The sequence below is a fragment of the Viscerimonas tarda genome, from assembly GCF_054601255.1.
In genome coordinates, this window is record NZ_BAAHWV010000010.1 from 1 (window position 1) to 19,641 (window position 19,641).

17 protein-coding genes are annotated in these 19,641 nt (G+C 44.4%); 6 read left to right on the forward strand and 11 right to left on the reverse strand.

The window, feature by feature from the left end; genetic code table 11:
- Positions 1-62: 62 nt before the first annotated feature.
- Both ACYPWY_RS05910 and ACYPWY_RS05915 read right to left on the reverse strand, forming a co-directional pair.
- Positions 63-602 (reverse strand): KilA-N domain-containing protein, encoded by a 540-nt coding sequence (locus ACYPWY_RS05910; protein WP_459684514.1) that lies wholly within the window; start codon positions 600-602, stop codon positions 63-65.
- Positions 603-645: 43 nt separating this feature from the next.
- Positions 646-828: a KilA-N domain-containing protein gene (locus ACYPWY_RS05915; protein ID WP_459684515.1), complete on the reverse strand. Its 183-nt coding sequence runs from the start codon at positions 826-828 to the stop codon at positions 646-648.
- A gap of 136 nt (positions 829-964) precedes the next feature.
- Between ACYPWY_RS05915 and yihA the strand changes: the two genes are divergently transcribed.
- Genes yihA through ACYPWY_RS05930 form a run of 3 tightly spaced genes read left to right on the forward strand, consistent with a single transcriptional unit; the run spans position 965 to position 3,712 of the window.
- Positions 965-1,570: a ribosome biogenesis GTP-binding protein YihA/YsxC gene (yihA, locus tag ACYPWY_RS05920; protein ID WP_459684516.1), complete on the forward strand. Its 606-nt coding sequence runs from the start codon at positions 965-967 to the stop codon at positions 1,568-1,570.
- Position 1,571: 1 nt separating this feature from the next.
- Positions 1,572-2,048, forward strand: a complete 477-nt coding sequence (locus ACYPWY_RS05925) for a nucleoside deaminase (protein ID WP_459684517.1) — start codon at positions 1,572-1,574, stop codon at positions 2,046-2,048.
- A 26-nt stretch (positions 2,049-2,074) separates the two neighbouring features.
- On the forward strand, positions 2,075-3,712 hold the full coding sequence (locus tag ACYPWY_RS05930; RefSeq protein WP_459684518.1) for a sulfatase-like hydrolase/transferase: 1,638 nt from the start codon (positions 2,075-2,077) through the stop codon (positions 3,710-3,712).
- Between the two features lie 355 nt (positions 3,713-4,067).
- Here ACYPWY_RS05930 and ACYPWY_RS05935 read toward each other — a convergent pair whose 3' ends face one another.
- The 9 genes from ACYPWY_RS05935 to ACYPWY_RS05975 all read right to left on the reverse strand — a co-directional run bounded on the left by ACYPWY_RS05935 (position 4,068) and on the right by ACYPWY_RS05975 (position 15,485).
- Complete coding sequence (locus tag ACYPWY_RS05935; RefSeq protein ID WP_459684519.1) at positions 4,068-4,901, reverse strand: hypothetical protein; 834 nt, start codon at positions 4,899-4,901, stop codon at positions 4,068-4,070.
- Between the two features lie 497 nt (positions 4,902-5,398).
- Positions 5,399-6,859 (reverse strand): TrkH family potassium uptake protein, encoded by a 1,461-nt coding sequence (locus ACYPWY_RS05940; protein ID WP_459684520.1) that lies wholly within the window; start codon positions 6,857-6,859, stop codon positions 5,399-5,401.
- An 89-nt stretch (positions 6,860-6,948) separates the two neighbouring features.
- Positions 6,949-8,283, reverse strand: a complete 1,335-nt coding sequence (gene trkA / locus ACYPWY_RS05945; protein ID WP_459684521.1) for a Trk system potassium transporter TrkA — start codon at positions 8,281-8,283, stop codon at positions 6,949-6,951.
- A gap of 105 nt (positions 8,284-8,388) precedes the next feature.
- Positions 8,389-9,531 carry an AAA family ATPase gene (locus ACYPWY_RS05950; RefSeq protein ID WP_459684522.1) on the reverse strand — a complete coding sequence of 381 codons (1,143 nt, stop codon included), beginning with the start codon at positions 9,529-9,531 and terminating at the stop codon, positions 8,389-8,391.
- A gap of 139 nt (positions 9,532-9,670) precedes the next feature.
- A complete protein-coding gene (locus ACYPWY_RS05955; protein ID WP_459684523.1) occupies positions 9,671-10,609 on the reverse strand; it encodes a HipA domain-containing protein in 939 nt (312 codons plus the stop codon).
- 5 nt (positions 10,610-10,614) lie between these two features.
- Positions 10,615-10,941, reverse strand: a complete 327-nt coding sequence (locus tag ACYPWY_RS05960) for a HipA N-terminal domain-containing protein (RefSeq protein WP_459684524.1) — start codon at positions 10,939-10,941, stop codon at positions 10,615-10,617.
- The gene (locus tag ACYPWY_RS05965) at positions 10,938-11,153 is read right to left on the reverse strand and encodes a helix-turn-helix transcriptional regulator (protein WP_459684525.1); all 216 of its coding nucleotides are present in this window, start codon (positions 11,151-11,153) and stop codon (positions 10,938-10,940) included. Before ACYPWY_RS05965 ends, ACYPWY_RS05960 begins: the two co-directional genes overlap by 4 nt.
- 108 nt (positions 11,154-11,261) lie before the next feature.
- Positions 11,262-13,163 (reverse strand): 1-deoxy-D-xylulose-5-phosphate synthase, encoded by a 1,902-nt coding sequence (gene dxs, locus ACYPWY_RS05970; RefSeq protein WP_459684599.1) that lies wholly within the window; start codon positions 13,161-13,163, stop codon positions 11,262-11,264.
- 345 nt (positions 13,164-13,508) lie between these two features.
- Entirely contained in the window at positions 13,509-15,485 is a 1,977-nt protein-coding gene (locus ACYPWY_RS05975; RefSeq protein ID WP_459684526.1) for a right-handed parallel beta-helix repeat-containing protein, read from the reverse strand.
- 512 nt (positions 15,486-15,997) lie between these two features.
- On the opposite strand from ACYPWY_RS05975, the gene ACYPWY_RS05980 reads away from it, so the two are divergent.
- From ACYPWY_RS05980 to porL, 3 genes are all read left to right on the forward strand, one after another.
- Positions 15,998-16,939 carry a PorP/SprF family type IX secretion system membrane protein gene (locus tag ACYPWY_RS05980; protein WP_459684527.1) on the forward strand — a complete coding sequence of 314 codons (942 nt, stop codon included), beginning with the start codon at positions 15,998-16,000 and terminating at the stop codon, positions 16,937-16,939.
- Positions 16,940-17,224: 285 nt separating this feature from the next.
- Positions 17,225-18,652 (forward strand): T9SS ring complex lipoprotein PorK/GldK, encoded by a 1,428-nt coding sequence (porK, locus tag ACYPWY_RS05985; protein ID WP_459684528.1) that lies wholly within the window; start codon positions 17,225-17,227, stop codon positions 18,650-18,652.
- A 28-nt stretch (positions 18,653-18,680) separates the two neighbouring features.
- Entirely contained in the window at positions 18,681-19,640 is a 960-nt protein-coding gene (porL, locus tag ACYPWY_RS05990) for a type IX secretion system motor protein PorL/GldL (protein WP_459684529.1), read from the forward strand.
- Position 19,641 lies beyond the last annotated feature (1 nt).

Sequence of the window (19,641 nt, forward strand, 5' to 3'; positions counted from 1 at the left end):
GAAAATTTCAGACGCTTGGCTAAAGACTATGAATATACAATAAGCTCAAGTGAGGCTATGATTCATCTTGCTTTTATTATGATTATGCTCAATAAAATAAATCTCAAATAAAATTTAAACAGTTTCTTAATACTTTCCATATTCGAGAGTACGACCAATTGCTCCAATGTGGCAAGGTCGCGGATATTTCCTTTGCTGTCGGGATTCTCGCTGCGCCATTGTGCGGCTGTTTTGCCAAACAGAGCCACGTTCAACAAATCGGCTTCGTTGGCGTAAATGTATGAGGCTTGTTCTTTGGTAACAACGGCGGGAATAATCTGTTCCTTAATGGCATCGGTGTGAATGCGGTAATTGATTTTCGACAGGGTACGTTGCAAATTCCATTCCAAGGATTTTTGCTGTTGTTCGTCTTGTTTGAGGCGGTCAAACTCGCTTATAAGGTAGTATTTGAACTCCGGACTAAGCCAGGAGGCAAATTCAAAAGCAATATTGCGGTGTGCAAATGTACCACCGCCATAACGTCCTGATTTTGAGATAATACCTATTGCATTTGTCCTTTCAATCCATTGTTTGGGCGAAATGGAAAAAGCTGTTTCTGTCATCAGCATTTTAACCTCACGGAATCCCGTTAGGTTAAAATTGGGATTATTCATTTTCTCCCATATAATTAACCGAGAAAACGGTACTCATCCAATGCGAAATTACAACGGCAGGGATTTCGCTGTTTTTGAATTTCGCCATATCAGTCAGCGAAATATATTGGTCTTCGCGCTGCGAAAAGAGCGTTACTGCCGTTCCTTGTACAATTATTGTGTCTTTTTTGTTCATGGGCTTTTATATTAAAACTTTTTCTGCAAAGTTAATGTTTTTAGAATCGGTTTAAATGAAGGAATATTGATTTTCGGATTATTTATCACAACAATAATCCTATCTTTGTGTTATAAAAACATAGATAAAGAAAATAATGATTATTAAAGACGCCCAATTTGTTATTAGCAACACCGATTACAGCAAGTGCCCGCAGGATGGCAAACCCGAATATGCCTTTATCGGCAGGTCGAATGTCGGGAAATCGTCTTTGATTAATATGCTGACGAACAAGAAAGGCTTGGCAATGACCTCCTCGAAACCGGGGAAAACCCAGTTGATAAACCACTTCGTTATCAACGACCATTGGTATCTGGTCGATTTGCCGGGTTATGGATACGCCCAGCGGGGGAAAGAAGGAAGGGAAATGATTCGTCAAATTATCGACAATTATATCCTGAACCGGAAAGAACTGACCAGCCTGTTTCTGCTATTGGATTGCCGGCACGAACCACAGGCCATAGACCTCGAATTTATCAACTGGCTGGGAGAAAATGCGATTCCCTTTTCCATCGTTTTCACGAAGATTGACAAGTTAAGCAAATCCCGCTTAAACGCTAATATACAACTGTATATCGGCAAGCTGAAAGAGACATGGGAAGACCTTCCTCCCGTTTTCACCACCTCGTCCGAACACAAAACAGGGAGAGATGGGATACTGGATTACATTGATAACATTAATACCGAAATAAAATCAAAATAATATGACCAACAAAGTCGATTCCAAATTTATGTTGAGGGCCATTGAACTGGCCGAAGAGAGTGTGAAAAAAGGCGGAGGCCCTTTCGGCGCCGTCATAGTTAAAGACGGAGAAGTGGTGGCGGAAGGCAGCAATGCAGTTACACTAACCAACGACCCGACGGCTCATGCCGAGGTATCGACCATCCGAAAAGCCTGCACAACACTGAACACATTCGACCTCAGCGGCTGTGTTATCTATTCGTCCTGCGAACCCTGCCCGATGTGCCTGTCGGCCATATACTGGGCGCATATCGACCGGATATATTACGGCTGCAACAAAACCGATGCAAAAAACATCGGCTTCGACGATTCGTTCATCTACGACGAAATAAACCTTAAGCCCGAAAAACGGAGCGTCCCTGCCAAAGAAATGCTGAGAGAAGACGCTTTGTCGGCGTTCAGGTTGTGGGAAGAAAAAGAAGACAAAACCGAATACTGAGAAACTGAAGTCTCCAAATAACTGGTATGAAGTCAAGAATGGCCGCCTTTATAAAAGCATATAAATACTCGCTTGGCATTTTTGTCCTGCTGTTTATTCTCTCTTTTATATTCAGGATTACGGCTACAAATGGGCATGTAATTAAGGATGTAATCTTTGCTATTCTCAATTCGCTGCTGTTATTCGCCATTATTCCGGTTTTTGCGAGAACTCCCTTACGCATACCCGCAGCCATCCTTCTATCGTTTCTGATGGCTGCCGATATGGGCTTGCTCTACCTGTATAAAGGGGTGATGAACCACAGTGTAGCGGCATCAATCGCCGAAACAAACCTGTCGGAAATATACAACGTTGTGCTTATTGTTCTTCCTTTTTGGTTGCCTGCGTTCGCTCTTTTCTGCTTTTTATGGCTGAAATCATCGCTCGAAATAAAGAGAGGAATTAAGCGGTATATACTGACTCCTTTGTCAGCCGTTCTTTTTATTCTATTGGGTGTTTTCGTTTTACCTGCCATTCTGTATGTGCATGAAGACGAAGAACCCCTGGCTTTGATGATTGAAGGGGCCAAAGCTTCTTCTGTAATTTTGTCTTTAAACGATGTATTATTCAATAAATATCCGTTTGTGATAAACGATTTTTTTATCATGGGAGCCTATTTTGAAGAAATGAACGGCATAAACAGCGAGATAAACAGAATAAAAACACTACCGCAAGGTATCTCCCTGGAGGGTGATTCGGTAAATACGTCCAAAATTTTTCTTGTTATTGGCGAAAGCGCGAATTGCGAAAATCATTCGTTGTATGGCTACCCCATAAAAACCACGCCATTCTTAGACAGTTTGGCCGCCAATAAGGATTTACTTTCATTTTACAGGCATGTTATCTCTCCGGCGCCTTTCACGCGGGAAGCTCTCCGGCTGACCTTTTCCTACGCCAGCCCCTTGGATATTGAGCCTTTTATAAACAATAAAAACCTGCTGAACCTGGCAAAAGATGCCGGTTATAACACCTACTGGATCTCCAATCAAACCAAAATCGGCAGTTATAATTCCATCATGAATCTGATTTCAAACAATTCGGATTCGCTTTTCTTTCTGACGGGCATTAATTCAGATGATTTGGATTTAATTCCAGCTATAAAATCAATCATCAAGCCCAACAAAAAACAATTCATCGTTGTTCATCTGCGAGGAAGCCATTGGACTTATTCGGACAGGTGTGATACGAAAGATACCGAAGCATTAGGAAGCAGCGGTGAAACTATCGAATACGACAAATCGATCCACCACACCGACAGGGTATTGAAAGAGATATACAATGTAACAAAATCGCTCGACGAAAATGCGCTCGTTTATTACTATTCCGACCACGGAGAAGTGATAAATGTGGGGCACGGAATATTAAACAAGTACAAGATACAATACCGCATTCCCTTGGTTGTGATGCAAAACAAGCCGTTTATAAATACCGACAGCATCGTCGGCAAATATTACGACAAGCAAACAGGCCGGTTAAACACATCCGGCAATATCTTCATACTGGGCGAATTAATGGGCTACCGTGTTGCTGATAGCCTGGTCGAAAAATCGAAAATCGAAGGAAGATATACCCGCCAGGCAGATGGTAGTTATTGTTTGTATGATGAGATAAAAGAAGCCCCCTGAATCCCCCGTAGGGGGGACCTCTGAACCAGAGGTGATCGGATGATTGTAAATTTCTATGATATAATTGTTTAAGATGCTGCAATCCCTTAGGATTGCATCGCTCGGTAGCATAGAAGTAACCTGACGGGGACGCATTCCATTCGGAATGCGACCCCTGTTAAGCCTGATTTTTCTACCGGGCGAATCATTCCTGCGGAATGATGCTAATAACACGCAGCTTTACGGTACATAACATATAATTACAAGCTTCCGAACACGACTGGGCGTTACCCTTTGTCCTTTTTATTATAACCTCATTTTCACCTAATCTCAATTACAAAACAACCTCAGTAGCAATGTATTATATTGCTACTTGCTACTTAACCAGCGCCTTGCTGTTTATAACGCTGCCGTCATCATAAACCGTGCGCCTGATGACAAAGCCTTTTGCCGTTGCCGAAGCCGGTTTTCCGGTCAGGTCGTAATAGCTTTCGGAAACGATGGCTTTGGCGCCGGCAATGTTGCCTATACCGGTGCTTGTCCGGGTTACCGTTACCGTCGTTGCTTTCACTGTTGCCCAATTCGCAGGATTTGCCGTCGAGCCGTCCGCCATAACGATTTCCCCGTCGCTGTCTGTAACCAGACAGCCGTCGCCGGATACATCATTGGTGCAGGAGAACTCGCCGACGATAATCGTTACCTTGCCGCCGCTCGAAGACGTTATTGCGTTGTCTTGGCCGGTGTAGGAGCCGCTTTCGACGATTAGCTCGCTGAAATACACGTTAATGTTGACACCAGTGGTGGCGCCGTTTTTAAACGTAACCTTTCCGGCGTATATTGTAATTTCGCCATTGTCGAGGGTCTTACCGCCGAAATCTATCGTATAGGTTTTACTATAGAGTAGGGAAGCGCTTTGTCCTAGTAGGTTTACGTCCTGCAGCATCGTTATTGTGCCGCCGGTGTCTTCCAGGTTTTCAACTGCTTCTTCCAGCGTTGCGTATATAGTCGGGCTGTTGCTGATGGAGAAGTTGTTGTTAGGGCCAAGACCGCCTTGCGCGTGCGCCGTTGCAGGCAGAAAGAGAAAGAAGAGAAAGGCGAAGACAGTAACCGCCCGCTGTACCGCCACGCAATTTGCGCATCTGTACGACAATTTGTACGGATTATAACCGCTCTGTAGCCGTGTCGTTGATTTTTTGTTAATCCAATTCATGTTTACATTATTTAAATTTAGAAACTGTTTAAAATTTATTCGTCAAATTTTACAGGAAGATGAAATAAAATGTTCGTTTAATTTTATTGCTATGAAACAAGAAATTTAAACATTGAGTTTTTGTGTTTCTTCGGCGTATAACAACACGAAAGCCGTGCCGGAACGAATCCGGCACGGCTTGTGCATATAAGTTTTACCACCCTCTAACTCATTGAAATATAGGCGTTTACCCCCCCCGCAAGGATTATAACACTCTGAACCAGAGCATTATAAGAGTGCATAACAGCGGATATATTTTCAGGATAAACTGCCATATTACTAATTGTTAACCTATGCCGCAAAGGTAAGAAATGTTTGGAAAACAGCCAAATAAATTTACAAAATTGCAGGTGGCAAACCTGAAAAAATTTAGAGCCTGCTTGTAGGGCATAGCCGCAAGGGATATGTTATCCCTTGCTATCGATTCTCAACTCCGTGGTAATTTAGTCTCTTGTGGATTATCGGCGCCAAAAAGCAGGCATAAACAACGACAAAACCGTAAAGAGTTCCAATCGTCCGGTCAGCATAAGGAAAGAGAGGTACCATTTCGAAAATACCGGAATATCGGCAAAATGTCCGCTAGGGCCAATGCTACCCAAGCCGGGCCCCACATTGCCCATACACGAAACCGCCGAACTCACCGATTCCTCAAAACCCATCCCTGTGAACGAAAGGATAAGGAAACTAATAACCAGAATGGCCAGATACAGAAACATAAAGGCCAGTATTTTCGTAACAACCTCAATAGGAATAACCCGGTCGTTCAACCGGACAGGCAATATGGCATTGGGGTGTACCTGAAGCTTAAACTCGTTTAATGCATTCTTCGACAGGATAATAAACCGCACAATTTTTATTCCTCCCGATGTCGATCCGGCACAGGCGCAAAACAACATCAAAAAGCAAATCACCAGCGAATAAAAGGCTCCCCAATTCACATAATCAACGGTAGTGAAGCCGGTGGTGGTCATTACCGATATAATCTGAAACAAGGAGGTGCGAAATGCCTGTTCTACACCCTCTATCTTCTGAGAGCCAAACAAACAAACGGCAATAAGAAGCACAAACGACAGGCAAATAACAGCATACCACCTGAATTCTTCATCCCTGAATAATTTCTTCGGATCGCCCTGAAACACAAAATATATCAGCGAAAAGTTTACGCCCCCGATAAACATAAACAGGCTTATAACATATTCTACATAAGGAGAATGCCAATAAGCAATACTAGCCTGTCTGGTAGAATAACCTCCCGTGGACATCGTGGCCATGGCATGACATATAGAGTCGAAAGCGCCCATTGGCCCAATGTAAAGCAATACAATTAATATGCCGGTAACAGACAGATAGATACCCCACAAACGTTTGGCTACTTGGGTTACGCGGGGGCGAATCCGGTCGTGGGTGATACCCGTTGTTTCGGCATCGAAAAGGAAAGAAGCATTGCCGCCAAGTATCGGCAACAAGGCCAGCGCAAACACAATGATACCGATTCCGCCTATCCATTGGGTGAGGCTCCGCCAGAACAGCAGTCCATGCGGCGCCGTATCTATATTCCGGATGATGGTTGAGCCGGTTGTAGTGAAGCCCGACATAGTCTCAAAAAACGCATTGCTTATATCGGGAACAACGCCGCTCAGATAATAGGGCAACATGCCAAATGCCGAAAGAGTAACCCAGGTTAATGCTACCAGCGAAAAACTCTCCCGTTTACCTATCGGTTTTTCATATTCCTGAAAGCCCAACAACCTGAGAAGCATTCCGCTGACAAGCGCTATCGTGCTACTGACAAGCATTGCATCGCCACACGATTCGTGATAATAAAAGGCAACGATTGTTGCTATCATCATGAATTGCGATTCGATAAGGATCAGGAAACCTACTGTTTTCAGAACAAACCTGAAATTAAAATTATGCATGTTTTTAGTTTGAGCCTCCTCCAACCTCCCCCGAAGGAAGAGGCTATTGAAGCCCCCTCAGCAGGAGGGGGTTGGGGGAGGTGTTTTATTCAAAAATACTTCTCTATATCGCGTATAGCATCATTCAGACAAAAAACCACGACATGGTCGTACGGCTCTATCTGCGTCTCTCCGTCAATGAGCATCGGTTCGCCGTTTCGTATCAATCCGCCCAATGTAACATTCTTGGGTAAGACCAATCGTTTTATTTCCTTTTTGGTAATGGCCGAATTGGGACGGGCGACAATTTCGGCCACATCGGCATTGGCAAAGGTAAGAGACTTCACATTCGACACATCGGCGCTAAGCAGGAAGCGGTAGATGTTGCTTACCGTTATCAGCTTTTTGTTGATGATTGTCCCGATACCCAGATTTTCGGCCATCGAAATATAGTCCATATTCTCTACCTCGGCCACAGTTTTCCGCACACCATATTGCTTAGCCGCCAAACAAGCCAGTATGTTGGCTTCCGAGTTGCCGGTAACAGCAATAAACGCATCCATATCTCTGATTCCTTCATCTATCAGGAAATCGGTATTTCGTCCGTCGTCATTAAATACGGTAACATTCTTTGGCAAAACTTCCAGCAACTTCTGGCACTTTTCCTTGTCGGATTCCAGCAATTTGATTTTCATACCGTCCGGCAGATATTGCGATGTGCGGATAGCGATGCGGCTACCCCCCATAATCATCACATTATCAACATGAAAACTCTCTTTGCTCGTTATTTTGGGTATCTCGTCGATAAATTCATTGGTGGTGGAAAAAAACAGGATGTCCTCCGACTGAATCTGGTCGTTCCCCTTGGGTATGATGGTGATGTTGTTTCGTTTTATGGCGACAATGTGGTATTTCTTTTCCTTCGCGCCTAAATCGTACAGGTATTTATTAATCAGCTCGGAGTTGGCGCGCACTTTAACGCCCACAAGAATAATGGCGCCACCGCAAAGTTCCACCCAGAGCCTGGCCCAGGGCCTTTTAATCGCCGACACAATTTCCTTTGCCGCCAGCATTTCGGGATAAACCATGGCGTTGATGCCCAGTTTTCCGAAAAAATCCTTGTTTTTAGGCAACAGATATTCGTAATTATCAATACGGGCAAAGGTTTTCTTCGCCCCCAGATTCGCCGCCAGCATACAGGCCGTGATATTTACCGATTCGTCGGGAGTAACGCCGATAAAGAAATCCGAATCCTTTATATCCACCTCATTGAGGTCTTTTAGCGAAGTCGGCGAACCAATCATGGTCATCATTTCAAAGTTATTCTTCGAAAAGTTCAATTTCTCCTTATCGGGATCCATCAAAATGACATCCTGATTTTCGGCCGAAAGCAATTTTGCTAAATGAGTTCCAACCGCTCCTGCTCCTGCAATGACAATTCTCATGTTATTTTAGCGCTACTTTTTACTTGTACGTTCGTAAAACAAAATACAAATATACTACTTTATGAGGTGATTTGTGTTTTTGAGGGGGAATTTATGGCTTGGGGATTATTTCATCTTAAAATAATCGGTTTTCAGCCATATTTTGAATATCGGGTCTTGAATTTCAATGCATTGTGCATTTACATCAATAATTTCTTTTGACAATAACGCTTCTCTTATTTTGATGACATTGGCGGATGTACCCAATTTGTACTTTTCCAAAACGTCCTTTGAACTCAAATTCGTTTCGCCGGATACTATCGCCTTTAGAAAGTCGATTTGCTTGTTGGTAAGCGATTCTATCAATCCGACAAAAAGCAGGCTCAGCTGATTCTTAACGCCATCATAAGCTTCCATGATGATGCTTTCATCACATTTTTTGTCTGTCCTCAACCACGATTGCTGGGCTAATTGCTGTACATAATACGAATGATTTTCGACTAATCCGGCTAACATCTTAGCCGCTTCTTGCGCAATTTCTTTTCCTGTATCACGAAAGCGTTTCTGGATGAATTTTCCCCAAATAGCATTGTCTATTTTCTCCAAAAACAGGATGTCGCCAAATTTGTAAAATGGCATGGATATATTCGAGAAGATATCCAGCAACATGTGTCGTTTACTACCATAAAGACAATAGCTAACATGTTGATGTTGTTGCCAGTGCGAACGCAATTTGCGCTGAAAAGCCAGCGGATTTTCAAAATCGTTAATACTTTGAAATTCGTCAATGCAGACAACTATCGTTATGTTTTTTGCTTTGGCAATGGATTCTGCCAAGTCTAAAATTTCATCGACATTTTTAGCCATTTCCTCCCAACTAATACCAAAAGAGATTTCCGACACAGAATCGGGAGAAAACGATATTTTAGGCAGTAGATGAGAAAGGAATTTCCTTGCATTTTCGGCCAGTTCTTCCCATTTGTTCGATGTGGATTGCAGAACGGCCTGTGCTAAAGCCACATAAAATTCCATCTCGGTTTTCACATTGAAAATATCCAACATGCAGACTTTTATATCTTTGTTTTCTGCTGCTATTTTTCGTGCCACATTTTTCACCAAGGATGTTTTCCCCCACCTTCTGGGCGATATAATAATTGTATTGACAAGCGATGTAAAATTCTGATGCAAGCGTTTGCGTTCTACATCCCTGTCGGTAAAGTTTTTTGTATCAGCTATCCGGCCAAAAACAAAAGGCGTTTTATCTTTCATGCAACTATGTTTTCTGCAAAGATAAACACTTTTATCAACTTACCAAAAGGTAAGCTAAAAAAGTTACTAAAAGGTAAGTTACTATTTGGTAAGTTACTAAAAGGTAAGTTTTACTGAGGGGGGGGGGATGTTGGTTCAATTAATCTCTCAATTTACCCATCCGTCCATTTATCAACTCAATATATTGCTCTTTCATCACATCATTCAAAAAACAATTTTGAATGCAATCTTTCCATAGCGGAACAGCCTTCTCAAATTTTCCAAAGATATTTTCAATAATTTTATCTTCCAGATTAGAGGATTGGAAGGCTTTGACAAAGTCCTCCTTCGTAATTTTCCGCTTCTTGCCATTGAGCGTTAGGGCCAGTTCTTCTTTGTCCGCGGGCATCACCAGAGCTGTTGAGAGCATATCATAAGCCGGAGTCAGGTGGTAAGTTCCTTTGCGGAAGCTGTATAAAGAAAAGTTTTTGAGATGCATATCCGCATTGCCGGTTATCCAACAAAACAGCGCCTGCTCCCAGAAGTTAATTGCATCCAGTTTAGGCGTATAAGCGTATTTCAGAATCAACTTTGCAATCTGCTCATACGAGCCTTTATACTTATATTCGGTGAGCCGTTCCGACAGTTGACACATATCTTCCATGGGGAACTTCTCCCCCTTGTTGCCTCGGTCAATTCTTTTCGTAATATAACAAAGCTCTCCATCCCCGAAGCGGATAAGGGTATGAGGAACCGTTTGTATCTTCGCTATTGCAGCAAGGTGCATGGTTACATCTTCCAACTCGGGAAGACTTGAATAAATTTCCGTTTGAGGTTTCAGGATATACCTGCCCCACAATCCAACAATCGTAAATCGCTTGGGGACTTCTTTCTCCGCAAAATCCAGAGACAATTTAGGTTGAACACCGGTAATAGTTGTTTGAGCGCTTATAAGCTGCTCTGCTAACTCCTTCAGATTGTTGCGCGTGTAAGGAAGGATGGGAGGCGTTATTGTCCCAAAAATTGCTTTAGAACAGGAAGGATGAAAATCCACTTGCCCTTCTTCCAATCCTTTGTAGCAGTACAAACATCTTTCCATACCTACTATTCCTCTATATCATTGGGTGTTATGCTAACTGCACCGATACAATCTTTACAACAAGCCAAAAGCAAGGACATCCGGTCGCGACCATTGATTTTCCAACTGCTTTCGGCAATATTCAACAACCAGCCTTCCGGAATAAGACCGTCAAAAAAAGGAAATAAGACATTGCTTTGATAGGGTTTCTCCGTTAATGGCAAGGTCAAACTAATGGCTTGTGCATTGCCCGACCGTAAAAATGCACGATCGTAGCTAAAGGTAAATCCATTTTCATCTTCGGTAACGATGCCCGCTAATATATTGGAAAGATAGACAAATCCTTGTTTCATAAGTCATTTCTATTCATTGGTACGGCGCCTGCTTCTGCGCCAAAAAGGCTCAGAACCTGATTCACTTTATCCAGACGCAAGCTTTGTTTGCCGCGTTCTAATTCACGCACAAAACGAAGTCCTACACCCGACTTTTCCGAGAGATCTACTTGCGTTAACTTGTATTGTTTACGCATATCCTTTACATAATCCGATAGAGACAGCTGTTGCATATTGTACCTGTTTGGGTACAAAGATAGCAAATTAATCTGATATTATACCCTATAAGGTACAAAATAACCCATATCCACACAAACAATACCCGATAGGGTACAAATCCATCACTTTTTCAGCGCTTCCCCCAACTTCTTCTCAATACCTTCAACATCCAATCCGCACAGGTGATTCAGGTCTTTGATTGACCCGTGCGTAACAAATTCGTTGGGAAGTCCTACGCGTATAACATCGGTGTTGTGGTATGCTTTGTCGGAAAAATACTCTGCTACAGCTGTGCCCAGGCCTCCGGTGATGACGCCGTTTTCGATGGTTACCACTTTGGTAAACTTACCGGCTACTTCGTCGAGCAGGGCAGTGTCGATCGGTTTTAAGAATATCACATCGTAGTGGGCGATGCTGTGCCCTTCTTTTTCGAGGTTTTTTATGGCGGCGGATACCGTGTTTCCTATTGGCCCAATGGACAATACGGCCAAGTCGTTCCCATCCTGAAGCCTGCGTCCTTTCCCTATTTCCAATATTTCCATCGGGTTTTGCCAGTCCTTCAACTCGCCCTGCCCTCTCGGGTAGCGGATAACGAAAGGCCCGTCGTTGCCGTAGGTAGCGGTGTACATCAGGTTTCGCAAATAATGTTCGTTGTAGGGCGACGAAATAATCAGGTTCGGCACACACCGCATATAGGCCAGGTCGAATGCGCCGTGGTGTGTTGGCCCGTCTTCGCCCACCAATCCGGCTCTGTCGAGGCACATAACCAGGTGCAGTTTTTGTATCGCCACATCGTGTATTACTTGGTCGTAGGCGCGTTGCATAAACGACGAATAGACGTTGCAGAATGGTATCAGTCCCTCTTTGGCAAGCCCGGCGGAGAATGTAACCGAATGAGCTTCGGCTATTCCCACATCAAAGGCCCTGTCGGGAAATTCCTTCATCATGTACGACATCGAACAGCCTGAGGGCATGGCCGGCGTGATGCCAACTATCCGCACATCTTTTTCGGCCAGTTCCACCAACGTATGCCCGAAAACGTCCTGATACAGTTGTGGTTGGTCTTTTGAGCGGGCAATGATGCGTTCTCCGGTTTCTTTGTTGAATTTTCCGGGGGCGTGCCATTCGGCCATCGACAATTCGGCGGGTTTATATCCTTTTCCCTTTACTGTTTTTATGTGCAACAGCTTGGGGCCTCTCAGGTCTTTGATGTTTTCGAGCACCCTTATCAGGCTCTTCAAATCGTGGCCGTCAACCGGCCCGAAATAGCGGATATTGAATCCCTCGAAAATGTTGTGCTGCTTTGCCAGCAACGATTTGAGGCTGTTATTAAACCGCAGGATAAGGTTCTTTCCCTTCTCGGATATAAGATCTCTCCGCTTGAATTTCTGATAAACATCGTTCCTCAGCTTGTTGTATGCCCGCGAAGTGGTTAGTTTTACCAAATAATCGTGCAAGCCGCCGACATTGTTGTCGATGGCCATCTCGTTATCGTTGAGGATAATCAGGAGGTCGTTGGGCTGCGAACTGGCGTTATTGAGGCCTTCAAAAGCCAATCCTCCGGTCATCGAACCATCGCCGATGACGGCTATCACATGCCTGTTTTCGTTTTTAAGCCGCGAAGCCACAGCCATACCCAGCGCCGCCGAGATGGAATTGGAGGCATGACCGGCAATAAAAGAATCGTACTCGCTTTCTTCGGGATTAGGGAAACCGGCCAGCCCTCCAAACTTGCGGTTAGTAGAAAAGCGTTCCCGCCTGCCTGTCAGCACTTTATGGCTATAAGCCTGATGACCCACATCCCACACAATACGGTCGTAAGGCGTATTGTAGATAGAGTGGAGGGCAACGGTCAGCTCCACCGTCCCAAGGCTGGAAGCAAAATGACCGGGGTTACAGCTTAACTGGTCTATGATGAAGCGCCGAAGATCGGAACAAACCGTTTCCAGTTGCTCAATGTTCAGGTTTTTTAAGTCGGAAGGATAATTAATATTCTGTAATATAGATATATCGCCGTTATCCATTATGTTTATTCTATTGTTCAATTTTGTCATGTTTGCTACGAAAGAACAAATTTATAAAACAAAAGCTATTAATCCTATGAATCGGGGTGAAAATCGGGGCAAACGCATGAAAAAAAGTCCGAATAGGCTAAGGTTGAAAGCCTTTAATACCCCGTATTTAGTCCCGCATGGGACGGCGCTTTATTAACCGTAAGCTAAAGCACAATGTCATTAAGTTAAGAAAATGAGGTAAGAATCTGTATATTTAATGATTCTAATCATACAAAAATCAACGGTTCGGACAATAGCAAAAAAATAAAGGGCAACCAACGGCTGCCCTCTATTGTATGAATATAATAGGATTGTTTATTTGATAATAACTTTAGCAGAATAAGCCTGACCTCCTACGGTTACTTTTGCAATATACAAACCTTGTGGCAATACGCCCAATGCATAAGGCAATTCAACTGCTTGCGGAGCATAGCTCTTCACCAATGCGCCCGAGATGCTGAACAAATCGAGTTTTGCCAAGCCTGCTTCAGACGACAACAGATACAAAGATGAACCTTTTTGTACAAGCGACAATTGTGCAGGCGCTTGTTTTGCAACTTCAATACCATCTGCAAGTTTGTCAATTTCTTCATCTATGGCAAAGTAATCGTACTCAAGCGCACCGATAGCGCATTTACCATCAGCAAACAAGCGTGGAAGACCCAGCTGGTCGGTAGTGATGCCCAATTCCTGCAGGTATTCGGCATTACCAAATGTCAAAGCTTCAACATCAGGACTCAATGGGATGGCATTGTAAAGATCTATCATGCTCGCATCAGCTAAGCCTGCTTCAGAAATAATTTCACTTGTGCTATAGAATCCATGATTAGTTTCGGGCAAATTTTCTTGTTTATAGCTATCGGATAATATGGCTCCTATATAAGAATTTTGGATGTTCAAGAAATAACGGTTTACATCGTCAGCGCTTTGAGTAGCAATATCGCCGGTAGTGTTTAACGTATTCGGAGAAACATTATTTTCGATAATAGAGTTGTAAATATTCTTTTTCAGAGTCAGCGTAGTGTTGAAGAAACGTAATCCCGGACCACCACCTGCATTCGAGCTGGCTGCATTGTCGGAAACGGTACAGTTAATCAAATTGAAAGATGATAGAGGAGCTGTTACATTGTCAAACATAAATGCGCCACCTTGCCCGCCTTGTGTGGCAGTTCCGGCCTGATTTCCAAAAATAGTAGAATTTACAACTGTCAGGTTAAGCGATTGGGGAGGCGTACTAGCAGGATTGGAATTGTTTTGTACCCAAAAAGCGCCACCATTGTTGTTGGTTGTTTCGTTATAGGCTATCAAGGTATTTTCAACAGTAATTTCACTAACCTTGTACGCTGCTTCTACGCCGGTGCTACCACCGGTACCGGGTTCGAGACCGGCATCTCCATTGGCGCTAATCCAAATCGCTCCACCGGCTCCGTGCGTTACATTATTCCGTATAATACAATTTTTGATTGTTGCTTTCCTTGCATTTTCCAGATAGATAGCTCCACCGCGACCGTTGGTATAAGGATTCCCACTTAGATCAAGGGCGCCACCATTGTTGCTTTCCATAAGACAATTCTGAATAAGCAAATGCCTGTTGTTCTCGAATTGAGCGCTATTACATAAAATGGCTCCACCTTCTCTTACTTCATTGTCGTGAAACCAGCAATTGATAATGTCGGCATTCGAATTATAAACACGCATAACACCCGAATTGGCTTTGATTCCGGTAAATTCACAATTATCAATGGTAATTTTAGCGTTGTTATTCAATATGTAAAGGGCGCCGCCATCACCTTGTCCCGGTTTTCCCATTTCTGTAAAGATCAAATCCTTGATGGTAACAGGACCCGTTGCAGGCGCACCATACCCGGCAAGTTCGTTAAAAAGACGTCCCTGGTTCTTTGAAGTGAAACCCGATTTACGTTCTGCCAACTCTCTCTTGTCGGTCAGCTCTTCTTCAGCCCTTATCGTCATTCCCCAACCTCTGTTATCGACACGCAATGGAACGCCTTTCAAATCGTTGGCATTACCATCCAGCGTTTTATTGAACATCGGGTCGTCTGAAATGTCAACAATCCCCGAAACAATAATAACCCTGTTGTCGATACCTTCGACAGCATTAAAAGCAAGCAGTTGGGTTGCTCTGAATAACGTAGCAACGCCTTTTTCTTTAGTAGATCCATCGTTAGCATCGTCGCCACCACTGGCCAACAACCACACGTCTGCCGAAGCAGAAGAAACTAACAGCGAAAGAAAAAGAACCGAAAGGGTTCTAAAAAGTGTAATTTTTTTCATAAGAAGTACTGTTTTAAAATTAATAATAAAAATATTTGTTTCAAAGTAACGGGCGTCCGCTTAAATTTTAGCGCGTTTTCGTATTAATTTCTTATTAAAATTCAATTAAAATAAGAATAATGGATATAATGTGCTAATATGCTAATGTGTTGATGTGCCAATGTGCTGATGTGCCAATGGGAATAATGTAGAGACGTGGCGTGCCACGTCTGTATTTGCGCCCCGTGTTATTGTATTATCGTAGGGGCGAAATATTTTTCGCCCGCTGCCGCGAATTGGGCGTTTAAAAACCATTCGTGGCAACGGGCGTATTCGATACGCCCCTACGATAAACAGACGTGGCACGCCACGTCTCTACATTATTCCCATTAGCACATTAGCACATCAGCACATTATTCACATTGGCATATTGAGTTTTTCCCTTTCCCTGTACAATTTATTTTGGCTTTTGCAGTTTATATATTCAAATATAATCCTTAATTTCGTGTTTTTGTACCGAATAGAATATATAGATGAAGTTTAAGCGCTTATTGTCCATACTATTTACAGGTGTGTGTTTCTCTGGGGGAATACATGCGCAGTGGGATGCACAGATAAGCCAGTACTGGCGGGCTAAAACGTATTTCAACCCGTCTTTTGTGGGCGAAACAACCGATATGCAGGCTGTTGTGCTGAGCCGGCAACAATGGGTCGGGATAGACGGCGCGCCCAAAACCTTTATTCTGTCGGCTGATATGCCTGTCAAGTTTTTCGACAGGGTGCACGGCGTGGGGCTGGTGATGATGACCGAGTCGATAGGGCTTTTCAGCAATAAATCCATCGGCGGGCAGTACGCCTATAAAAAACAATGGGGCAAAAACATCCTGAACATTGGCGTTCAGGCGAGTTTAGCCACTATCGGTTTCGATGCCGGCAGAATACACCTGACCGACGACAGCGAGACCGACGAAGCCATGCCTACCGGAAGTAGCGATGGAAAAGCATACGACTTCAATTTCGGCGCCTCCTGGGTTACGCCCGATTATTATGCGGGATTCTCTGTAACACACCTCACCAGCCCCTCCATCGACATTAGCGAGAACGTGTCAACATATATGAGTAGAACATATTATTTGACGGCCGGATACAATATTCGCCTTCGGAATCCGTTGTATGAGTTACAGCCTTCGTTTCTGATAAAATCGGATGCTGTTTTTACGCAGTACGATGTAACGGCGCGGCTTGTTTACAATAAAATGTTCAATATAGGAACATCCTGGAGGAAAGACGATGGCTTTGTATTTTTGCTTGGCTTAAAGTACAAAAGTATAGATGCCGGTTATGCATACGACCTTTCGACCTCCGATATAGCAGTGGCCAGCAGCGGAACCCACGAGATTTTTCTCCGCTTCCTGATGCCGATAAAGTTGCAGAAAGTGGGCAAGAACAGGCAAAAGAGCGTGCGGATAATGTAACAGCCCCACCAACCTCCCCGTAGGGGAGGCTTTGAATTCCCCCTCGGGTGGGGGGGGGGACTTGTAGGGGCAGGGTTTGCCCGCCCAAAAAATAGCTGTCATCCCGTGCTTGACACGGGATCTCCTGACAAAGGCTCAGAATTTGTGCCTTGCGTGGGGGATTGCGGGTCGAAGCCCGCAACGACAAATAAACAAACGTAGGGGCGTATCGAATACGCCCAATACACAAAAACGATAAAATATGTGGGGCATTGCCCAATAAATAAGAGATACAAGTTACGAAATATGAGAAAATTATTTTTTGCATTCATCGCAGTTTCTATACTGGTTACTTCTTGCGGAAAACCGGCGGGAAGTTCCTCTGTGGGTGGCGAATTGGTCGGAACAGGCGGCTCTTCGTGGGCTGAGCCATCGCCTTACGGCATGGCGCTTGTTTCGCGCGGAGCTTATGACATGGGTACTGCCGACAACGATTCGCTGTGGGGAATAAAAGCGAGCGCTAAAGGCGTATCGGTTGATGCGTTTTGGATGGACGACACCGAAATCACCAACTCCGAATACCGCCAGTTTGTTTATTGGGTGCGGGATTCCATTATCCGCGAACGATTGGCCGATCCGGCTATCGGCGGAGATGAAACTTTCAAAATAGAAGAAGACCGCTACGGAGACCCGGTTAAGCCCCACCTCAACTGGAAAAAGGCTATTCCGTGGAAACGACCGACCGAAGATGAAGAACGGGCTATCCAGAGCGTTACTTTCGTGCATCCCATCACTTCGCAAAGAGGGATAGATGCCGCTCAAATGAACTTCAAGTACGACTGGTTCGACTATGCCGAAGCAGCCCGGCGAAAAAACCGTCTGAATCCTGCCGAGAGGGTATTGGATACCGATGTTCAGCCCAATCCCAACGAAATAGTGATGATTTCGAAAGATACGGCCTACATTGACGAAGAAGGAAACATCGTCAACCAAACAATCACGCGTCCGCTAAGCACCCTGTTCGATTTCTATCATACCCGCATCGTGAATATCTATCCCGATACCACTTGCTGGGTAAACGACTTCAACAATGCCTACAACGAACCCTATATGAGAATGTACTTCTCCCATGCCGGATACAACGATTATCCGGTGGTAGGAGTTACCTGGGAACAGGCTACGGCTTTCTGCCAGTGGCGCACCATGTATTACCGGATGGGCATGGGAGTTCGTTCGCGCGAAATAGAACCCTATCGCCTGCCTACCGAGGGAGAATGGGAATTTGCCGCCCGCGAAGGAAAAACAGAAAACAAATATCCCTGGGACAGCGAAGGCACCACCACCGAAAAAGGCTGCTTTATGGCCAACTTCAAACCCGGAGACGGAAACTATACCAAGGATGGCAACCTGATTACATCGCGTGTAGCCAGCTACGTGCCCAATCGTTTTGGCTTGTACGATATGGCGGGAAATGTGGCCGAATGGACTTCTACCACCTACAACGAATCGGGCGGTTTGTCGATGAATGACATGAACCCCGAATACAACTACAACGCCGCCAAAGAAGACCCTTACTCCATTAAGAAAAAAGTGATAAAGGGCGGTTCGTGGAAAGATGTAGGCATGTTTATACGAGGCGATATGCGCGATTACGAATACCAGAACCAACCACGCTCGTATGTGGGATTCCGCTGCGTAAGGTCGCAGATAGGCTTCGCCAAATCAAAGAAATAAGATAATCAATTAAAGGCTCAAATTTATTATGGGTAAGAAATATAGAAAATATAAAAATGCCGTAGAGAAATATTTGTCCAGCGAAAAGGGAAAACGTTTTTTCCAGATAGCATATAGTTTTGGCGCATCTATTGTCATTATCGGAACATTATTCAAAATCGTACATGCTCAGTACGGCACCGAAATAATGGCTATCGGGTTGATTACCGAAGCCTTGATATTCGCCTTGTCGGCATTCGACAAACCGCCGAAAGATTACAAATGGGAAGAAGTGTATCCTGTGCTGGGAGGAGATGACGAAGATGACGAAGACAACCCGGAAGCCTCCAATGCTGTTGCCGGAGGAAGAGTGAACGGACTTGGCGGTACAGTAATTATCGGTGGCGGCGTCAGCGGAATAACTCCTGCTGCATCATCTTCGGGTGGCACAGGCGGTGGTACATCTGGCGGTGGCGGTACATTTATTGGCGGTGGCGCTATTTCGGCCATACCCGATACAACGGACATGGCCGATGCATCCGAAAAATATGCCGAACAGCTGACCAAGTTGTCGGATAGCATGGAAAAATTTGCCGAAATCACTACTTCACTCACCCAGGTTTCCGACACCTTGCTCGATTCGTTCAAGGCCATCTCCGATAACTCGGAAGGAATCGGCAACAACACCCGCGGATACGTTAGCCAAATGGAATCGTTGAACCGCAACATAACAGGCTTGAATACAATTTACGAAATCCAACTGAAAGGCGTGAGCGGACAGATTAATACAATAGAACAAATCAACGCCGGTTTAGACCGGATCAAGCACCTGTATGACGGCTCATTGGCCGACAGTTCTATCTTTAAGAACGAGACCGAAAAAATGGCCTGCCAGCTGGCCGAACTGAATCGTGTGTATGCACGCATGTTGCAGGCAATGACCGTGAACATGAATATGAGTATCGGCGGCTTTGGAGCTACCGGTTCGCAACCAACTGAAACAAAATAAG